Below are 18290 nucleotides of genomic sequence, written 5' to 3' on the forward strand. Positions count from 1 at the left end.
CAAGGACATCATTGTGCTTGTTATCGTTGCCGCTCACAGCATCACAGTGCGTCATTTGATACCATGACACAAAAAACCAGTGAGCCGATCGTGAACTTACTCAACCCCAAAGCCCTACGTCATTTTTTACTGCTACTGTGTGCCGTCGGCATTTCAGGGCTTGCGCTTACTCATCATTACGCAACTCAATACCAACATGATCAATGGCAACAAAAGCTAGAGAGACAAGCCGCGCAAGTGTCACAAGAAGTGGACTACGAACTGGCAAAGTTTGAACAGATACCAAACCTATTAAGTCACGACCCAAGACTACTCAAAGCAGTAGAGCGCGGAACGCCCTCTCAAGAGCTCAACCTACTGTTATCAGATTGGTTGAAGCAAAGTTTGGCCGATACGATTTACGTTCATGACCGCACCGGGTTAGTCATAGCCTCAAGTAACTTTCAGCAAGAAGATACGTTTGTTGGCTCTAGCTTTAGCTATCGCCCCTATTTTAAAAATGCGCGACGCGGTGAGCCCGCTCAATATGTTGGATTAGGCGTGCGCTCGAATAAACGTGGGTACTTCTTCTCATCTCCGCTGTGGGTAAATGAGGAAGTCGTTGGCGTGATCACAGTAAAAGTGAACTTGGAGCAATTAGAACAGCGCCTTTCGCAAACCACGACTGACGTACTCATTACAGATAAACACAATGTCGTGTTTATGAGCAATTTACCAGACTGGCGCTATCGTGCACTTTTCCCACTGTCATCGAGTGCAATAAATGAACTTACCGAAACGCGTCAATATGGCGATACCTTACCCGAATATTTTGGTGAGTTAACGGCACACAGTGGTGTCACGGAGTTTGATGACAATCAATTGCTTCTATCACCGAATTACCTCGCATACGCAACACACTTATTGGATAAAGGGTTTCGCGTCGTTGCCTTAATTAACCACAACAGCGTTCTTGCCGCCGTTTTACAGGCCGATATCGTCTTCCTGATCTTATATGCGCTCATTGCTCTAATTGCGTTAGCGTGGTTCCAAACCCTAGTTAACAAAGCACGCCTTGCCCATCTCAATGTGAGCCTAGAAGAAAAAGTAGTGCAACGGACACTAGTTCTGAGTGAAGCCAACCAAAAACTACAACAGACCATCCGTCAATATGAGCAAAGCCAACAAGAGCTTAAACAAACACAACAAGAACTGACGCAAGCCGCGAAATTGGCACTGTTGGGCGAGCTATCAGCCAGTATTAATCATGAGATAAATCAGCCACTTTCCGCACTAAGAACCTATACCGAAAACTCGCAGCGTTTGTTGGCAATGGAAAAATACCCAATGGTCGCCGACAATTTGGGCAAAATGCTGACACTTAATGACACCATTTCGGAAGTCATTGCCCGCTTAAAAGTCTTTACTCGGAAAGCCACACACGATTCACACAATGAAATCTCAGTACTGCACGACGCGGTACATACTGCCACCAGCATTTTGAGCAACAAGCTTATTAAGCAAGGAGTAACACTAAAAGTTCCGGCCATCGACTATGATGTGAAGCTGGCCATTCACAGCGTTGAATTAGAACAAGTGCTGATAAACCTCTTCCACAACGCCGCACAAGCGATGGAAAACCACTGTATCGATCCGCAAATATCCATTGCTGTTCAGTGTCATGATGACAGTTGCGACATTCTTGTTTCCGATAACGGACCAGGGATGTCAGACGAAGCCCTAGCAAAAGTGTTCGACCCATTTTTTACGACTAAGCCGGAGGGTCTTGGATTAGGTTTAACAATCTCCAAGCGGATTATAGAGAGCTATCACGGCTCCCTCTGTGCCTATAAACATCAGAACACAGAACAACAAGCAGGAGGGATGACCTTTATCGTGACGCTACCAATAGTCAATCAGAATAAACGTACCCCAGAAGTGGAAAACGACCATGAATAACCCAGTTTTCTTTGTTGATGACGAACCACACATTCGTGATGCCGTGTCTCAAGCCCTGCTGATTGAAGGGATAGACGTCACCTGCTTACCAAACGCAGTAGAAGCCTTACGCGTAATCGACTCAAATACGCCTGCGATTATCATTACCGATATCCATATGCCCGTGATGGATGGCTTGGAGTTTATGCGAACTTTGCGAAGCAAAAACGATCACTTTCAATTCATCGTACTTACTGGACATGGAGATGTGAAAACCGCGGTAGATGCGATGAAAAGCGGCGCGTACGACTTTCTAGAAAAACCGTTTTCAACGGAACAGCTCATGAAATCGCTCAACAATGCCAGCGATAAACTGAACTTGTTGCAAGAAAACATCTGGCTTAAGAAAGAGCTCGACATGCAAACTCATGTTGGTCCGAAAATGATTGGTCACAGTAAGGCCATGGTTAGTATTCGTCGCGCCTTGATCAGTGCGCCCACAAGCCAGCCGCTCATTTTTGTAGGTCAAGATGGTACGGGTCGGCGACTCGCTGCACAATTTGCCCACGACATACATGCAACACCGGATAGTGAGCTAATCGCCGCTTCTGGTGAAGACCTCTATGAGCTTTCATTAGAAGCGCTCGACAAAGCCATACACCGCTTAAGTGAAGGAAAACGCCACTGCAGTTTGTACTTACATAGCGCAGAGCATGTATCATTTGAGCAATGGGAATACTTATTCAAGCACCCAAAACTTGAACGTGTTTTTGGCGCGACCACCCAAGCCGAGCCGCCTCTAAAATCCCTGGCGACTCTAATTCACTTACCGACGCTCGATGAGAGAAAGGAAGATATAGGGCCTTTATACAAGCACTTTGTGCGCCACACCGCGAGCCGATATCAGTTACAGCCGCCACATATCAGCCTAGAAGAGGTCAAACACCTCACCAGTCTCGAATGGCCAGAAAACGTTAAGCAGCTACGCCAATTTGCTGAACTTCGTGCCCTCAAGCCAGATACTTTTAGAATGGAAGATTGGAACAGTGAGAAAAGTCTTGAAATTCAGAGTATGACTCAGCGCACAGAATACTTTGAATATTGCTTGTTATTCGATGCATTGCAAAGACATCGCGGCAGACTCAAAGAGGTTCAACTAGAATTACAGGTATCACGCAAAACCTTGTACGACAAACTAAAAAAACATCAGTTGGATAAAGCCAAGTTCAAGGCGTAATAGCTATACTCCGGCGCTAATTATGCTTTTGTTTGATTTAGAAAGTGTAAGAAAGCTCATTTGAAGAGAGAATAACCCTCTTCTCATATTTTGTTAGCCGAGCATGCTGACATGATCGGTTAATAATAATAAGATCAAAAAGATAATCCGTAATTATATAAGCAGGGACTGTGATGAGCCGAGATAACTACAACAAACTCAACGATGAAGAGTTGGATTTTGTTGATGACAAAACTGCAGCATTGCTCCTCAATACCCCCAACAGCGCGCGTTTTATGCTCTGGGTTATGGTGCTATTTTTCATTGCAGCAATAGGTTGGGCATCTTGGGCTGAAATCGACAAAGTCACGGTTGGTCAAGGCAAAGTGATTCCCTCCTCACAGGTACAAGTAGTCCAAAACTTAGAAGGTGGCTTAGTCAAAGAAATCTTGGTCAAAGAAGGTCAGTTGGTTGAAAAAGGCCAACAGTTACTGCTTATCGACGACACCCGCTTTCGCTCAGATTTTCGTGAACGTGAGCAACAAGTTGCCAACCTTACCGCATCTGTGCTGCAACTATCCGCTTCTATTAACAGTGTTGCCGTTAATCGTGATTTTGAAACGGAAAACTGGCGTCAAAGTGTACTACTTGATTACGGTAAACTGACCTTCCCACCAACCTTGGAAGAGACTCGACCTCAACTCACACAGCGTCAAAAAGCAGAATATCGCGAAGATCTAGATAATTTGCGCAACCAACTTTCTGTTATTGACCAACAAGTGCAGCAAAAGCAGCAGGACTTGGTAGAGATCCAAGCGCGAGTAAGGAACTTGCGTCAAAGCTACCAATACGCGAAAAAAGAACTCGATATCACCAAACCTTTGGCAGACGAGGGCGTTGTTCCTCGTATTGAACTGCTCAAATTACAGCGCCAAGTCAACGATACCCGTCGTGAAATGACGTCCAGTGAGCTCAAGATTCCCGTATTGCAATCAGCGATTCGAGAATCCATGCTCAACCGTATTGATGTTGCACTCAAATTCCGCTCTGAACAGCAAGAGAAACTCAACAGCGCCCAAGACCAGTTATCTGCTTTGGTTGAATCAGCGGTGGGCTTGGAAGATAGAGTAAACCGAACGGTTGTGAATTCGCCAGTAACAGGCAAAATCAAAACACTGAACATCAATACTGTCGGTGGTGTTATCCAACCTGGTATGGATATCGTCGAGATCGTACCAACAGAAGACACACTATTGGTAGAGGCGAAAATTGCGCCAAAAGACATCGCATTTTTACGCCCAGATCTTCATGCTATCGTGAAATTTACAGCTTACGACTTCACAAAGTACGGCGGTTTAGAGGGAGAGTTGGAACATATCAGCGCGGATACCACTCAAGATGAAGAAGGCAACAGCTTCTACATTGTTCGTGTACGCACCGAAAAAACAAACTTTGGTCAAGATGCAGATTTACCAATCATTCCAGGAATGACAGCATCGGTCGATATCATCACAGGGAAGCGAACCGTTTTGGAATATCTACTTAAACCGATTTTAAGTGCCAAAACGAACGCCTTGAAGGAGTAAACCACATTAAGATACTCGCGATAGGGAGTATTGAGCGATAAGTGATTAAATAAAAAGCACTTATTTCTCACTGACGAACTCTCTAGAAGAGTATACTTGTGATACGAGTCGAATATGCGATCCAATTTGCAGCGTAAAGTTACATTATTAATCAGCTTAAGTTGTTTGTCGTTCCAACTTGGTGCGCTGAACAGTAAAGAACAACGATGGGTCAATACGGTCACAGCGGTGTACGGCGAACGTGCGGGATTGCGCGTAAATACATGGCGAAAGAACCTCGACTTATTTAAACAATTAGAGACTCATGAACAGCTCGCTGGCGTTAACGACTTTTTTAATCAGCTGTATTTCGTTGACGACATAAAACTGTGGGGAAAGACAGATTATTGGGCTACGCCACTCGAATTTTTAGGGAGTAACGCAGGAGACTGTGAAGATTTCACTATTGCTAAGTACTTCTCTTTACTCGAGCTAGGAATACCAGATTCAAAGATGCGGTTAATATACGTAAAAGCCATCGAACTGAATCAGTTTCACATGGTATTAGCTTACTACCCTACCCCAAGTTCTGAGCCGCTCATTCTCGATAATATCAATCCTGACATTGTCCGAGCCTCTAAGCGTAGCGACTTGCTACCGATATACAGTTTTAATGGTACAAACCTGTGGTTGATGAAGTCATCTGCTAGCACTGGAGAGCTGGCAGGGAAAGCATCACGGTTGAGCCTTTGGAATGACTTACGCTCGCGCGAACGTAAGTTGCAGTTAAATAAACCTAAAATTAACTATGACGAGTGAGAAACATGACCCTATATAAGAAGCTTGTGGTGGGGATGGTTACGGTCTTTATACTCTTGTTGGCATCAGTATTCGTAATCCAATTCAACACGACTCGAGACAGCTTGGAGCAACAGCAACGTTCAGAGGTCAACAACACTATTAACACCGTAGGTTTGGCATTGGCTCCTTACCTAAAGGACAAAGATAAAGTCGCGGTTGAGTCCGTGATTAATGCTCTATTTGACGGCAGCACCTACTCAGTTGTTCGTCTTACAGCATTAGATTCTGACTACCAGATCGTGCGTACTTACCCAGTTAAACCAAGTACGGTGCCACAATGGTTTATCGACATGAATCTATTTAAAGCGATTCACGATAAGCGTGTTGTGACCAGTGGTTGGATGCAGCTCGCCGAAGTAGAAATCATTAGCCACCCAGGCGCAGCTTACGAGCAGCTCTGGCAAGGTTTTATTGGCTTGCTGTCTGTATTCAGTGTTATTTTTCTAGCTGGTTTAGTGGCAATTTCATACATCCTACGTCGCTCGCTAAAACCATTAACGGCCATCGTAAATAAAATGCATGAAATCGCGAATAACCAATTTGGTGAACCGCTTGCTCGTCCAAGAACCAAAGATCTTATCGCGGTGGTAGATGGCATTAACATGATGTCTGCTCAAATCGAGCTATCATTCAAAGAGCAAGCCAAAGAGGCGCAACGTCTGCGTGCTCAGGCTTACCTCGATCCTATATCTAAATTGGGTAACCGCTCATTCTACATCAACCAAATCGACCAATGGCTTGCAGAGCAAACGCAAGGGGGTATCGCGCTACTCCATGCTGAATACATTGGGGACATTTACGAGACCAAAGATTACCAACGCGCAGATGCCCACGTTAAAGAACTGTCTCAACGTTTGAAAAACACCATTGATGTACCGGGTGCCACTATTGCTCGCTTGTCTAGTGATGAGTTCGGCTTGCTTTTCCCTCATATGGATGAGAGCGAGTTACGCATTTTATCGGACAGCATCGTCAATTGTGTGAACGGCCTAAATACTGACCCAACAGGCTTAGCAAAACCTAAAGCGTCACTAGGGGTTGCACACAGCAAAGATCAGAAAACGCGCTCTGAAATCCTCTCGATGGTGGACAACGCACTATCGAAAGCCAAAGCGCAACCAGACAAGCCATACGGCTTCATTGGCAGTGATACACCTTCTAGTTTGATGGGTAAACAGCAATGGAAAGCGTTGGTTGAAGAAGCCATTCATAGTGATTGGGTTAAATTCCGTTTCCAAGCTGCGAAAAACACATGGGGTAAAGTATTCCACAACGAAGTATTTTCAAGCATCGAAAAAGATGGTGAAACGTATCGTGCGAATCAATACCTATTCGCACTAGAACAGTTAGACGCCACCAACATCTTTGACCAGTATGTCATTGAATCAATGATTAAGATGCTAGAAAGTGGTGAACTTAATGACCCAGTCGCGATTAACATCGCGCAAAGCAGCTTGTCTCAACCATCGTTTATTCGCTGGACAACTAGCATGCTGGAAAAACACGCCAAAGTGGCCTCTAAGCTACACTTTGAAATTCCAGAGGAATGCTTTATCGATCAGCCTCACCACACAGCACTGTTATGTAATGCCATTCGCCAATCAGGTGCTGAGTTCGGCGTAGATAACTACGGACGTAACTTCCAATCTTTGGAATACATCCAAGAGTTCCGCCCGAACTATGTGAAGCTCGATTACCTATTCACACACAACTTGCACGACGAAAAACAAAAATTCACGCTAACGTCGATCTCTCGTACTGCCCACAACCTTGGTATTACGACTATCGCATCGCGTATCGAAACTCAAATCCAGTTGGATTTCCTCACTGAACACTTTGTTGAGGTATTCCAAGGATTCATCGTCGACAAGGAATAAAAAGGTTTATCAACGATGAAAGACCCTTTACTGAATTCGCTCATCTACGTTAGCCGTTACTATGGGTTAGCTAACTCGCCAGAAGCGCTAGTCAACGGACTACCGCTATCTGACGGTAAACTGACCCCATTTTTGCTACCAAGAGCAGCGGAAAGGGCCGGATTGGTTGCCAAGGAAAACCGCGCAGAGCTGGAGAGCATCTCCAGCCTAATTCTGCCGGCAATCTTAGTTCTTAAAGGCGGTGACTCTTGCGTTCTCAACAGCATCAATATGGAGAAACGCGAGGCCGAAGTCACCACCCTAGAAAGTGGAATGGTGCCGATCTCTATTCCATTAGAAGACCTACTTGAGCAATACACTGGTCGGTACTTTTTAGTTAAAAAGCAATTCCGTTTCGATGAGCGCTCTCCCGAAGTGCTCAAAACCAACGAAGGCCACTGGTTCTGGTCCACCTTGTGGCAGTCAAAACGCATCTACCGTGATGTTTTAATCGCATCACTTCTCATCAACCTCTTTGCGGTTGCCGCTCCGCTATTCACTCGCTTGGTGTACGACAAAGTGGTTCCGAATCTTGCGTTTGAAACCCTATGGGTACTAGCAAGTGGCATCTTTGTCGTGTTCCTGTTCGACTTCATTCTCAAGTCGCTGAGAAATTACTTCATTGATGTGGCGGGCAAGAAGTCTGACATTCTGATTTCATCCAAACTGTTCAGCAAAGTGATGGGGATTAGAATGGAATCGAAGCCGCCTTCGGTCGGTGCCTTCGCTCGCCATTTACAAGAATTCGAATCTATTCGAGAGTTTTTTACTTCAGCGACCGTCAGTGCTCTCATTGATTTGCCTTTTGCCATTCTGTTCTTAGTGATTATATGGCTAATGGCTGGCGATCTTGTGTATGTTCCAATGGTGGGCGTGGTCATTTTGATTATTCATTCGCTACTGATACAAGGGCCGCTGCGCCGATCCATTGAGGAGGGTTCACGCCTAGCATCGCAAAAATATGCCAATTTGATAGAGAGCTTGGCTGGGTTAGAAACCGTAAAAATGCTCAGTGCGCAAAGCCAATTCCAATACCGCTGGGAAGAGGCAGTTGCACACATGGCGAACTGGAATATAAAAAGCCGCCGAATTACGGATAGCATTCAAAACGCAGCAGGTTTTGTGCAGCAAAGTAGTAACGTAGGGATGATCATCCTAGGCGTTTACTTAATTGCAGAAGGCGACTTAACCATGGGTGGTTTGATTGCCGCAACCATGCTTAGCGGCCGCGCGATTGGTCCTTTGGTTCAGTTATCCTTACTCTCTACGCGCTACAACCAAGCGAAGTCTTCTATGACAATTATCAATCAAGTCATGGAAATGCCGGATGAACAAGAAGAAGGTAAACGTTACATTCACCGTCCGATAGTACAAGGCAAAATTGAACTTGAACGCGTGACCTTCCACTACCCAGATTCACCGGTGGCGTCGATTCGAGATTTGAGCTTGACCATTAACCCAGGCGAAAAAGTAGCGATCATAGGCCGTATCGGTTCGGGTAAAACCACGTTAGAACGTCTCATCATGGGCTTGTATCAGCCGACGGAAGGTCATGTTCGCATTGATGATACCGACATCGCACAGCTGCATCATGTCGACATTCGCCGTAATATTGGTTGTGTGCCGCAAGATTCGAATCTGTTCTTTGGCTCTATCCGCGACAACATTACGCTAGGTCGCCCATTAACCGATGACCGTGACGTACTAGACGCCGCGAATCGTGCCGGTGTTACTGCGTTTACGCAATCTGACCCAGCGGGCTTAGAACGCCAAGTTGGTGAAGGTGGTGCAATGCTTTCGGGGGGTCAACGTCAAGCAGTCACGATCGCTCGTGCATTTTTGGGTCGTCCTCCTGTTCTACTCATGGATGAACCAACCAGTGCGATGGATAATCGCTCAGAGATGCACATTAAACATCAATTAGCACAGTTGAAACCTAGTGAAACGCTGATTCTGATTACGCACAAAACGTCTATGCTCGACATCGTTGATCGCGTAATTGTGATGGAGAAAGGCAGCATCATCGCAGATGGCCCTAAAGCGCAAGTGCTGAACGATTTGAAACAAGGCAAAGTGCGTGCGGTTAGCTAGCCTGAATTCACATTGATAAAAGACAAAGGCCCCGTTTAACTTGTGTTTAACGGGGCTTATTTTATTGGGAGCCCGAGATAATTAAGTTCTTCAAGCGCGACCCAAACGAGTACAAGGCCAACAATCACGAATAAAATCATAATCGCCTTTTCATCTTCTTCCATTTTTCAACGCCCTAAAAGCTATTTCAATTAATACACCTTAGGTTATCAGGACAAAAGTCATATTCAGCTCGTTTATAAGGAACTAGCGTCATAGAATGTCGGATATGGGATACAGCTCAAAGATTGCTCTCTTCAAAATCACGTCAGCTTTGATTGAATATAAGTAATGAAGCCAAAGAGTTCGTAATTCTCACTAAGTCTTTGATTAACTTATACAGTACTCTGTGGTACCTCAACACAGAGACAAATGGTGTAAAGAAAAATTGTGATTACTTACAGCAAAAAATCAGCTATAAAAGCCGCTTTCTAGATATCGTCGAGATGAAGAAATGAATGATTGGATCCAATTAGAGCAAGTGAGCCAGTATTTCACTACGGGCTCCCTCGGTTACAAACTAATGATGGGCATTTTTGTCCTGATCGCGTATCGCATCCTGAAGAGGATTGTAAATAGAGCCATCCTAAATTTGGCAACAACGAAAGGTGTAAAAAAGGCTCGTTTGAGTTTTATTCAGCGCTGTTTCAATGTCGCGCTGCTATTTTTGACCGCCTCTATTTTTGCCATTATCACAGGTATTGGCTATGGCGATGTGTCTTTGTTCCTATCGTCCATTTTTGCCGTATTAGGTGTGGCGTTTATTGCGCAGTGGTCAATTCTGAGCAACATCACTGCCAGCTTTTTGATCTTTTTTGTCTTCCCATACCGAGTGGGTGACCGAATTAAAGTCGTAGATAAAGATGAAGACATCTGCGGTGAGATTCAAGAAATCAGTATGTTTCACGTGTTAATTAAGCACGACAACGGAAACTTAATCACTTACCCAAACAACCAGATTTTGCAAAAAGCAGTGCTAAAGCTGGCGAAAAACAAGCCAGAGCCAAGTAAAGTAAAATCTCGGATTTATACTCGCAGAAAGAAATAATCCACTAAAAAGCCGATGTATCTACACCGGCTTTTTAGTATCACTTGGTGGTCACAAATAGCCCAAAGTTAATAGCGAAAAACAGTGAAGAGACAAAACGTATAAACTGAAGGTCATCACTGTATTCTTTCATGATAAAAACATGACACATCGCCGAAACCAAAAGCGCTACTTTAACCAAAGGAAACGTCTTCTTTACAAACCTTAAATACATGCAGAAAATAGAGATGGCGCAAGCAAAGAAAAAATCGTCACTAGTTCCATCTTCCTTAAAATACAAGGACATGGTTTTAGTTAAGCTTATATTTTTAGCTTCATTATGAGCCACCCACTAATATTTAGCGAGATAAGGGCATAAAAGAGGTAAAAAACAAGACTGACCGAAACAAAAAGTAGTGCATGCACTTTTTCTTCTAAGCTCTCTGGATGAACATTCATATCCACATCAAACACACCCGCTATAAAGTGTGCAAATACCGTGGAAGAGGCTGTAGAAAGGCCTCCTACCATAATGATAATAATCCCTCGCCTTAAGAAACGATGAAATGTACTTTTCCCGCCTTGGATCAGGTCTGAGTTTACATATTTTAATCTATTTTTCCGCCTATTAATCATCACTAGCATCGGTACCTTTATCATTGTTTCCAAGAGAGTTTTCTACATCTTTAAGATCTTCCTTTAACGCTTTTATACACGACATTCATCGTCGTTGCATTCACTGTAGTTATGCCGTCGACTTACCCTATAAGAAAGCTTTTTAGATACCAATTCGTACTTTATCTATCTCAAATCTCTTCTTGACCTCAACTTAGCTTGAGGTTTTAGCCTTAGTCGCACGATTAAAAATCAACAATGAAAAAAGGAACCATTGTGTCCAAAATTGCGATTATTTATTTCTCTAAAACCGACGTTACTGGTCAGCTTGCTCGCGCGATTGCCGCAGGTGTTGAACAACAAGGCATTAAGCAGCAAGATGAATGTGAAATCCTCTCTCACCGAATTGAAGGCAGTGAGATTATTGAGGGACGTTTTGTGAACCCTAAACTAATGGATGAACTTGCTGAGTGTGATGCGATTATCTTTGGCTCACCGACGTATATGGGCGGTGTAGCAGCGCAGTTTAAAGCATTTGCAGATGCAAGCAGTGAATCTTGGTATTACCAAAAATGGGCGAGCAAAATCGCGGCTGGCTTTACCAGTGGTGGGGCAATGAATGGCGACCAATCTTGCACATTACAATATCTCCAAACGCTCGCTAACCAACACGGCATGATGTGGGTCGGGTTGGATAAGATCAGCAATTCTGGGGAGCAAAAACTGAATCGTTATGGTGTACAAGGTGGTATTGTTGCACAAGGTGGTGAAGATGGTCAGTTGCATGCTTCTGATGTTGCAACAGCAGAGTATCTTGGCAAACGAGTCGCTATGCTCGTGAACAAGCTCTCCACTCGCTAACAATAAAAAGAAGCCCCGTAAGATACATCTTCGGGGCTTCATATTTATCGCTTGTTTTGAGCGCTACTTCTTGATGTAGAGGTCTTTCGAGTAGATACGACCTTCTACGTTGCTCTTGGCAAAACCGCCAACCGTAGGACGAACCAAACGCGCTTGCATGTAGTAGTAAATCGGTGCGATTGGCATATCCGCCGCCAACAATTGCTCGGCTTGATCATAGAAACCTTGGCGCGCTTTCTCATCGGTTGCGGCCAATGCACTGTTCATCGCGTTGTCGTACGCTTCATTGCTGTAACGTGCAAAGTTACCCGAAGAACCTGAGCGAAGTAAGCTCAGGAAAGTAGACGCTTCATTGTAATCACCACACCAGGAAGCGCGCATCACATCGAAATTGCCTTGTTTACGCGCCACTAAGTATGACTTCCACTCTTGGTTTTCTAACTCCACGTGTGCACCGAGATTTTTTTGTAGCATCGACGCTATCGCAACCGCGATCGATTTGTTTGCCTCACTGGTGTTGTACAGCAATTTAAAATCGAGCGGCTTGTCTTGGCTGTAACCCGCTTCTTTTAACAACTGACGCGCTTTCTCGTCACGTTGTTGCTGACTCCATTTACTATACTCAGGGGGCGTCGCATCAAAACCGGCAGTGTACTGATGCGCAAAGGTGTACGCAGGAAGGTTGCCCACTTGCGTGACACCATTCGTAATCACATCACGCATGATGGAGTACGACACCGCTTGACGCACTCGCGCATCATCAAATGGCGGACGAGTGGTATTGAACGCGTAGTAATACGTGCACAGTAATGGCACCACCGTGTAAGCCTGCTTGTAATCTTGTTTAAGCTTCTGCGCCATATGAGTCGGCACATCTGACGTGATATCCAGCTCTCCTGCCGCATAACGATTGATTGACGCGTTTTGGTTTTCAAACGGAATGTAAGTCACTTTGTTTAAATGCGTATCTGCGCTGTCCCAGTAACTTGGACTCTTAACCAGTTCAATGCGCTCATTCACGACCCACTTATCCAATGTGAATGCACCGTTGCTAACAAATTGGTCTGGATCACTCCACGGCTTGTCGCGGTTTTCCACTGTCGCTTGATGCACTGGCATCATGGACGTGTGCCCAGTCATAGCAACAAAGTACGGCACTTGACTGTCCAACTCAAAACGTAGGGTGTATTTATCCACTGCCTTGATACCGAGATCGTCCAAAGGCTTTTTGCCCTCTGCTACATCGGTGATGTTTTTGATCTTGGTGAGTTTGAGATACCAAACATTTGGAGAAGCGGTTTTCGGATCTACCGCTCGGCGCAGTGAATAGACAAAATCATCCGCTGTCACAGGCTCGCCATTCGACCATTTCGCGTCTTTGCGCAAGTGAAAAGTAAAGGTTTGGTTGTCGTTGGTTTCCCATGATTCTGCCACACCGGGAATAATGTTTCCGTCACGATCTTGAATCACAAGCCCTTCAAATAAGTCACGAATCACATGCATTTCTGGCAGACCTTCGGCTTTCGCTGGGTCAAGCGTCGCCGCCTCTGCGTCATTCGCACGTACTACATGCTGTTCTGCGGCAAGTTGAATGCCTTTAGGTAAGGTCTCCGCAGCAACTGATGTAGCAAGAAAAGGGGTGAATAAAGAGGAAATCAGCAACGCCGTTGAATGTTTTTTAAAATCCATATCGTTTTTCGTTCTCCTAACGCGTCTTGTGAAGCAAGTGCCACAATTAACATTTCAACCGTTGACGAGTTTAAACGGTTCAGTTTAGCTAGGTGTAATTAGCTTAGATATTGATACTACTTCATCAATCAGGATGATTACGGTGAGTCTAATTCCAAGAACGGAAAGAGCGGCATTTTTAATTCGGCCAACATCATACGGTCAATCCGTGCTTGGTGCGCCATTACTGTATTTTCCGGCTCAAGTCGAAAGTGCTTCGCGAGGTTTGATTTTGGCAGGCACTCACGGGGACGAGACGGCCTCGATTGCAGGTTTGTCCTGCGCGCTAAGAAGCTTGCCTGCTGAAAACTTACGACATGATGTGATTCTGTCAATGAATCCTGACGGCAACCAACTAGGCACACGCGCAAATGCAAACCAAGTGGATCTCAATCGCGCGTTTCCAACCCAAAATTGGACTGAGCATGGCACAGTGTATCGATGGAGCTCTCACACACCCGTTCGAGACGTACAGGTGAAAACTGGCACTAAAAACCAACTAGAGCCTGAAGTTAGCGCATTAATTAACTTGATTGAACTGCGCAAGCCAAAGTTTGTGGTGTCGTTTCATGAACCGCTTGCTTTTGTGGATGATCCCAAACATTCCGACCTTGCCAAATGGCTCGGCGAGCAGTTCCAACTGCCAATCGTGGACGATATCGACTACGAAACACCCGGCTCATTCGGCACTTGGTGTAGTGAACGTGATTTACCTTGCATCACGTTGGAGTTACCAGCGATTTCTGCCGATCTCACCATTGAAAAACATCTCTCTGCTTTTATTGCTTTGCTGAGGCACGATCCGGATCTCTAGTCCGCTGTTAAACAAGCGATCATGTGAGGATCTGTTTGATGTCGGTACTGATATCGCTGATCAACTGACGGGCACTGTCGTCTCTTTGCTGAACCAAGATGATAAACAGCAAATCGGTGATCACGTTTTGCGCGGTACGCGAAGCAATGGATGAGCTGCGATGTTCCGTTTCATTGGCAATCGTATCAAACGTAATATCGGCAGTACCGCGCAAGCGACTTCTTCCTGGCGCAGATAACGCAATCACCTTCGCGCCCTGCTCTTTTGCCGCTTCTGCCGCGACGAGAATTTCTTTGCGCTCACCCGAAAACGAGATTGCGATCTGAACATCTTCTGGAGAGAGCGTGCGGGCAACAGCAATCTGCACGTGGCTGTCTTGTTCAGAAAGCGCCGTAATACCAAGTTTAAGCAGTTTAAAGCTTAAATCCTTCGCGGTCAGTGCAGAGCCCCCAATCCCGACCACTTGCACTCGACGCGCTTCACTCAACCATTTCACCGCTTGGTGACACGCTTCGTAAGACAGCGTATTGGTAGTTTGAAACATAGCGTCGGTTTTCGCTTTCACCAGTTTCTGTGAAATTACCGCAATGGGGTCGTCAGCCAAAATATCACTGTGCAGCGGTGTCGACTGCATCGCATGCTTACGGCCAATCTCTTCATTCAGAGCTAATTTAAACTCGCTGTAACCTTTAAAGCCGATACGCTGAGTAAATTTCACAATGCTCGATTGACTCACTTTTACTTGCGCCGCAAGTTCTTGGCTAGTGAGCAGCGCCGCCTTTTCTGCGTTTTCAACAATCCAATCGCCGACCAAACGACCACTTTGCGAAAGCTGAGTACGCCTCGCGACTATCTTATTGATAACTGACACAACAAAAACCTCAAAAAATTTAAATAAATTATTCCAAAACAAAAATAATTGGAGTTTGATTTAACTCCATGATTATTCTAACCAAGCCAGTTTATATCGGATGTAATGGACGTATATTTTCTCTCATTATTCCAAATTTCTCCTGCACAAAGAATAACCTCAAGTGTGATTCTTATCACCAAAACAGAATATTTTATTCCATAGAATCGCCCTCAGATTGAACATTACGAAGAGTGTAAAACATGAAAATTGATTTAAGCCGATTGGTGACAGAAAGCCGTAATCCAGCCAGTGCAGAGATCGATACGCTTTCGACCATCGAGATGCTGCAAGTCATTAATGAAGAGGATCAAAAAGTCGCGCTCGCGGTCAAAGCAGTGCTACCACAAATTGCAAAGACGGTTGATGCAATTACTGCAGCGTTCGCCAATGGTGGCCGTTTGGTTTACATGGGAGCTGGCACATCAGGCCGCTTAGGAATTCTTGATGCGAGCGAGTGTCCTCCTACCTACGGCACGCATCCAGATATGGTGATTGGCTTAATTGCTGGTGGACACCAAGCGATTTTGAAAGCGGTAGAAAACGCAGAAGACAACGCGAAAATGGGTCAAGACGACTTAAAAGCGCTTCACCTCACCAAACATGACGTGGTTGTAGGCATTGCAGCGAGTGGCCGTACACCTTATGTACTAGGTGGTTTGGACTACGCTAAATCCATCGGATCTACGACCGCATCTATCGCCTGTAATCCGGAATGTGCCATGGCAAAAGCGGCCGACATCGCGATTCTGCCGATAGTTGGCGCAGAGGTTGTCACTGGCTCTTCTCGCATGAAAGCCGGCACCGCACAAAAACTGGTGTTAAACATGCTCACGACAGGTGCAATGATTCGTAGCGGTAAGGTATTTGGCAACTTAATGGTGGATGTAGAGGCCACCAACGCCAAGCTCATCCAACGCCAAACCAACATTGTTGTAGAAGCAACTGGCGCATCAAAAGAAGAAGCAGAGCGAGCATTAAAGGCCTGCGATCGCCACTGCAAAACTGCCATCTTAATGATTTTGGCCGATTTGGATGCCGAACAAGCCAAATCACGCCTCGCCGCGCACAACGGTTTTATTCGCGCAGCACTAAATAATAACTAAATAATCCGAGTTCTGAAGGATAGACCCTATGGCAAAAATAACTTCAAACACAGTATCGCAGTTGCTGTCCGCAGTGGGTGGCAGCAGCAACGTAAGCAAATGTGGTAACTGTATGACGCGTTTGCGTTTATCGCTCGCCAACAATGGTTTGGCTGATCAGTCAGTTATCAAGCAAATTCCCGGCGTAATGGGTGTGGTGGAAAGCGATGAGCAGTTTCAGATCATTCTCGGTCCCGGAAAAGCTCAACAAGCGGCTGAGATGATGAATCAACTGATCGACAGCTTAACCTCTGGTGACAGTGAAGAAGCAGATATGCCGCAACAAGATCTTTCTGCCGTCGCAGCCGAGCAGAAAAAACAGATGAAGAGTAAGCAAACCAGTGCGGTTCAGCGTTTTTTAAGCAAGTTTGCCACCATCTTTACGCCGTTGATCCCAGGCTTTATTGCCGCTGGTTTGTTGCTAGGTTTTGCGACGTTATTGGAACAGATGTTTGTTCTCGACCAGACACCAAGCCAGTTTATGTTGGATTTGATCGCCTACATGAAAGTCTTTGGTAAGGGTCTGTTTGCTTTCCTAAGTATTCTGATTGGTTACAACGCGCAGCAAGCATTTGGCGGCTCTGGTGTTAATGGTGCCATTCTCGCCTCTTTGTTTGTGCTGGGTTACAACCCAGAGGCGACATCCGGCATTTACTCTGGCATGAACGAGTTTTTCGGCTTTGCGATTGATCCGCGCGGCAACATTATCGGCGTACTTTTAGCAGCGATCATCGGTGCACAAGTCGAGCGTAAGGTTCGTCAATACATGCCAGATGATCTGGACATGATCTTAACGTCCGTTATCACTCTGTTGATCATGGGTGCGGTAACCTTCTTGATCATCATGCCAATCGGCGGCGAGCTGTTTAAAGGGATGTCTTGGTTGTTCCTCAACTTAAACGATAACCCATTAGGCGCTGCAATCTTGGCAGGTTTGTTCTTAATTTCTGTGGTATTTGGCATCCACCAGGGTTTTGTTCCAGTGTACTTCGCATTGATGGAAGCACAGGGCTTTAACTCGCTGTTTCCTATCCTAGCGATGGCTGGTGGCGGTCAGGTTGGCGCGTCAATGGCGCTGTATTTCAAAGCCAAAAAAGACGCTCTACTGCGTACTCAAGTTAAAGGCGCTATTATTCCTGGTCTTCTAGGTATTGGCGAACCATTGATTTACGGCGTGACATTACCACGCGTAAAACCATTCGTTACCGCTTGTATTGGTGGCGCTGCGGGCGGCTTCTTTATCGGCTTAGTTTCTTACCTTGGCTTACCAGTTGGTCTTAATACGGTGTTTGGCCCATCCGGTATCGTGGCGATTCCTCTCATGACATCAGAAAATGGCATCTTCCCAGGCATGATGGTGTTTGTTGCTGGCCTGCTTATCTCTTACATCGTCGGCTTCCTCGCGACTTACTTCTTTGGCTGCAAAGACGTCGATTTAAGCTAAATCATTCTTCCCCTATAGGAATGGACTAGCTCGCGCCCTTGGCAAACAAGGGCGCACCCTCTCTCTACTTCACGACAATTTTTCTTATTCCGTTACTCGGAAGGGGCTTTGTCGTACCTAAAACAATAGAAATGAAAGGTC

General features: G+C 45.4%; 14 protein-coding genes. 11 read left to right on the forward strand and 3 right to left on the reverse strand.

Annotated elements, in window-relative coordinates:
- Positions 1–63: 63 nt before the first annotated feature.
- The 7 genes from R7E42_RS10100 (at position 64) to R7E42_RS10130 (ending at position 10653) form a co-directional block, all read left to right on the forward strand.
- Positions 64–1938, forward strand: a complete 1875-nt coding sequence (locus tag R7E42_RS10100; RefSeq protein ID WP_017634535.1) for a sensor histidine kinase — start codon at positions 64–66, stop codon at positions 1936–1938.
- A complete protein-coding gene (locus tag R7E42_RS10105; RefSeq protein ID WP_005383565.1) occupies positions 1931–3154 on the forward strand; it encodes a sigma-54-dependent transcriptional regulator in 1224 nt (407 codons plus the stop codon). Before R7E42_RS10100 ends, R7E42_RS10105 begins: the two co-directional genes overlap by 8 nt.
- A gap of 173 nt (positions 3155–3327) precedes the next feature.
- A complete protein-coding gene (locus tag R7E42_RS10110; RefSeq protein ID WP_213866652.1) occupies positions 3328–4719 on the forward strand; it encodes an HlyD family type I secretion periplasmic adaptor subunit in 1392 nt (463 codons plus the stop codon).
- A 114-nt stretch (positions 4720–4833) separates the two neighbouring features.
- On the forward strand, positions 4834–5517 hold the full coding sequence (locus tag R7E42_RS10115) for a transglutaminase-like cysteine peptidase (RefSeq protein WP_005374561.1): 684 nt from the start codon (positions 4834–4836) through the stop codon (positions 5515–5517).
- Positions 5518–5522: 5 nt separating this feature from the next.
- On the forward strand, positions 5523–7436 hold the full coding sequence (locus tag R7E42_RS10120) for an EAL domain-containing protein (protein ID WP_005383568.1): 1914 nt from the start codon (positions 5523–5525) through the stop codon (positions 7434–7436).
- A gap of 15 nt (positions 7437–7451) precedes the next feature.
- A complete protein-coding gene (locus tag R7E42_RS10125) occupies positions 7452–9566 on the forward strand; it encodes a type I secretion system permease/ATPase (RefSeq protein WP_005374556.1) in 2115 nt (704 codons plus the stop codon).
- 493 nt (positions 9567–10059) lie between these two features.
- Positions 10060–10653 (forward strand): mechanosensitive ion channel family protein, encoded by a 594-nt coding sequence (locus tag R7E42_RS10130; RefSeq protein WP_170889917.1) that lies wholly within the window; start codon positions 10060–10062, stop codon positions 10651–10653.
- Positions 10654–10953: 300 nt separating this feature from the next.
- Here the strand turns inward: R7E42_RS10130 and R7E42_RS10135 are convergent, their stop codons facing one another.
- Entirely contained in the window at positions 10954–11292 is a 339-nt protein-coding gene (locus R7E42_RS10135; protein WP_017821886.1) for a hypothetical protein, read from the reverse strand.
- Between the two features lie 231 nt (positions 11293–11523).
- On the opposite strand from R7E42_RS10135, the gene R7E42_RS10140 reads away from it, so the two are divergent.
- Positions 11524–12108, forward strand: a complete 585-nt coding sequence (locus R7E42_RS10140) for a flavodoxin family protein (RefSeq protein WP_318072626.1) — start codon at positions 11524–11526, stop codon at positions 12106–12108.
- A gap of 63 nt (positions 12109–12171) precedes the next feature.
- Here the strand turns inward: R7E42_RS10140 and R7E42_RS10145 are convergent, their stop codons facing one another.
- The gene (locus tag R7E42_RS10145; RefSeq protein ID WP_167415798.1) at positions 12172–13797 is read right to left on the reverse strand and encodes an ABC transporter substrate-binding protein; all 1626 of its coding nucleotides are present in this window, start codon (positions 13795–13797) and stop codon (positions 12172–12174) included.
- A gap of 142 nt (positions 13798–13939) precedes the next feature.
- On the opposite strand from R7E42_RS10145, the gene mpaA reads away from it, so the two are divergent.
- Positions 13940–14650, forward strand: a complete 711-nt coding sequence (mpaA, locus tag R7E42_RS10150; protein WP_033907251.1) for a murein tripeptide amidase MpaA — start codon at positions 13940–13942, stop codon at positions 14648–14650.
- A 19-nt stretch (positions 14651–14669) separates the two neighbouring features.
- Here mpaA and R7E42_RS10155 read toward each other — a convergent pair whose 3' ends face one another.
- The gene (locus R7E42_RS10155) at positions 14670–15521 is read right to left on the reverse strand and encodes an SIS domain-containing protein (protein WP_262665443.1); all 852 of its coding nucleotides are present in this window, start codon (positions 15519–15521) and stop codon (positions 14670–14672) included.
- A gap of 242 nt (positions 15522–15763) precedes the next feature.
- On the opposite strand from R7E42_RS10155, the gene murQ reads away from it, so the two are divergent.
- Positions 15764–16666, forward strand: a complete 903-nt coding sequence (murQ, locus tag R7E42_RS10160) for an N-acetylmuramic acid 6-phosphate etherase (RefSeq protein WP_262665441.1) — start codon at positions 15764–15766, stop codon at positions 16664–16666.
- Between the two features lie 28 nt (positions 16667–16694).
- Positions 16695–18149, forward strand: a complete 1455-nt coding sequence (murP, locus tag R7E42_RS10165; RefSeq protein WP_025500819.1) for a PTS N-acetylmuramic acid transporter subunit IIBC — start codon at positions 16695–16697, stop codon at positions 18147–18149.
- Positions 18150–18290: the final 141 nt, after the last annotated feature.

Origin of the sequence: Vibrio sp. Vb1337 (assembly GCF_033338715.1) — a bacterium.
GTDB classification, from domain to species: Bacteria; Pseudomonadota; Gammaproteobacteria; order Enterobacterales; family Vibrionaceae; genus Vibrio; species Vibrio alginolyticus.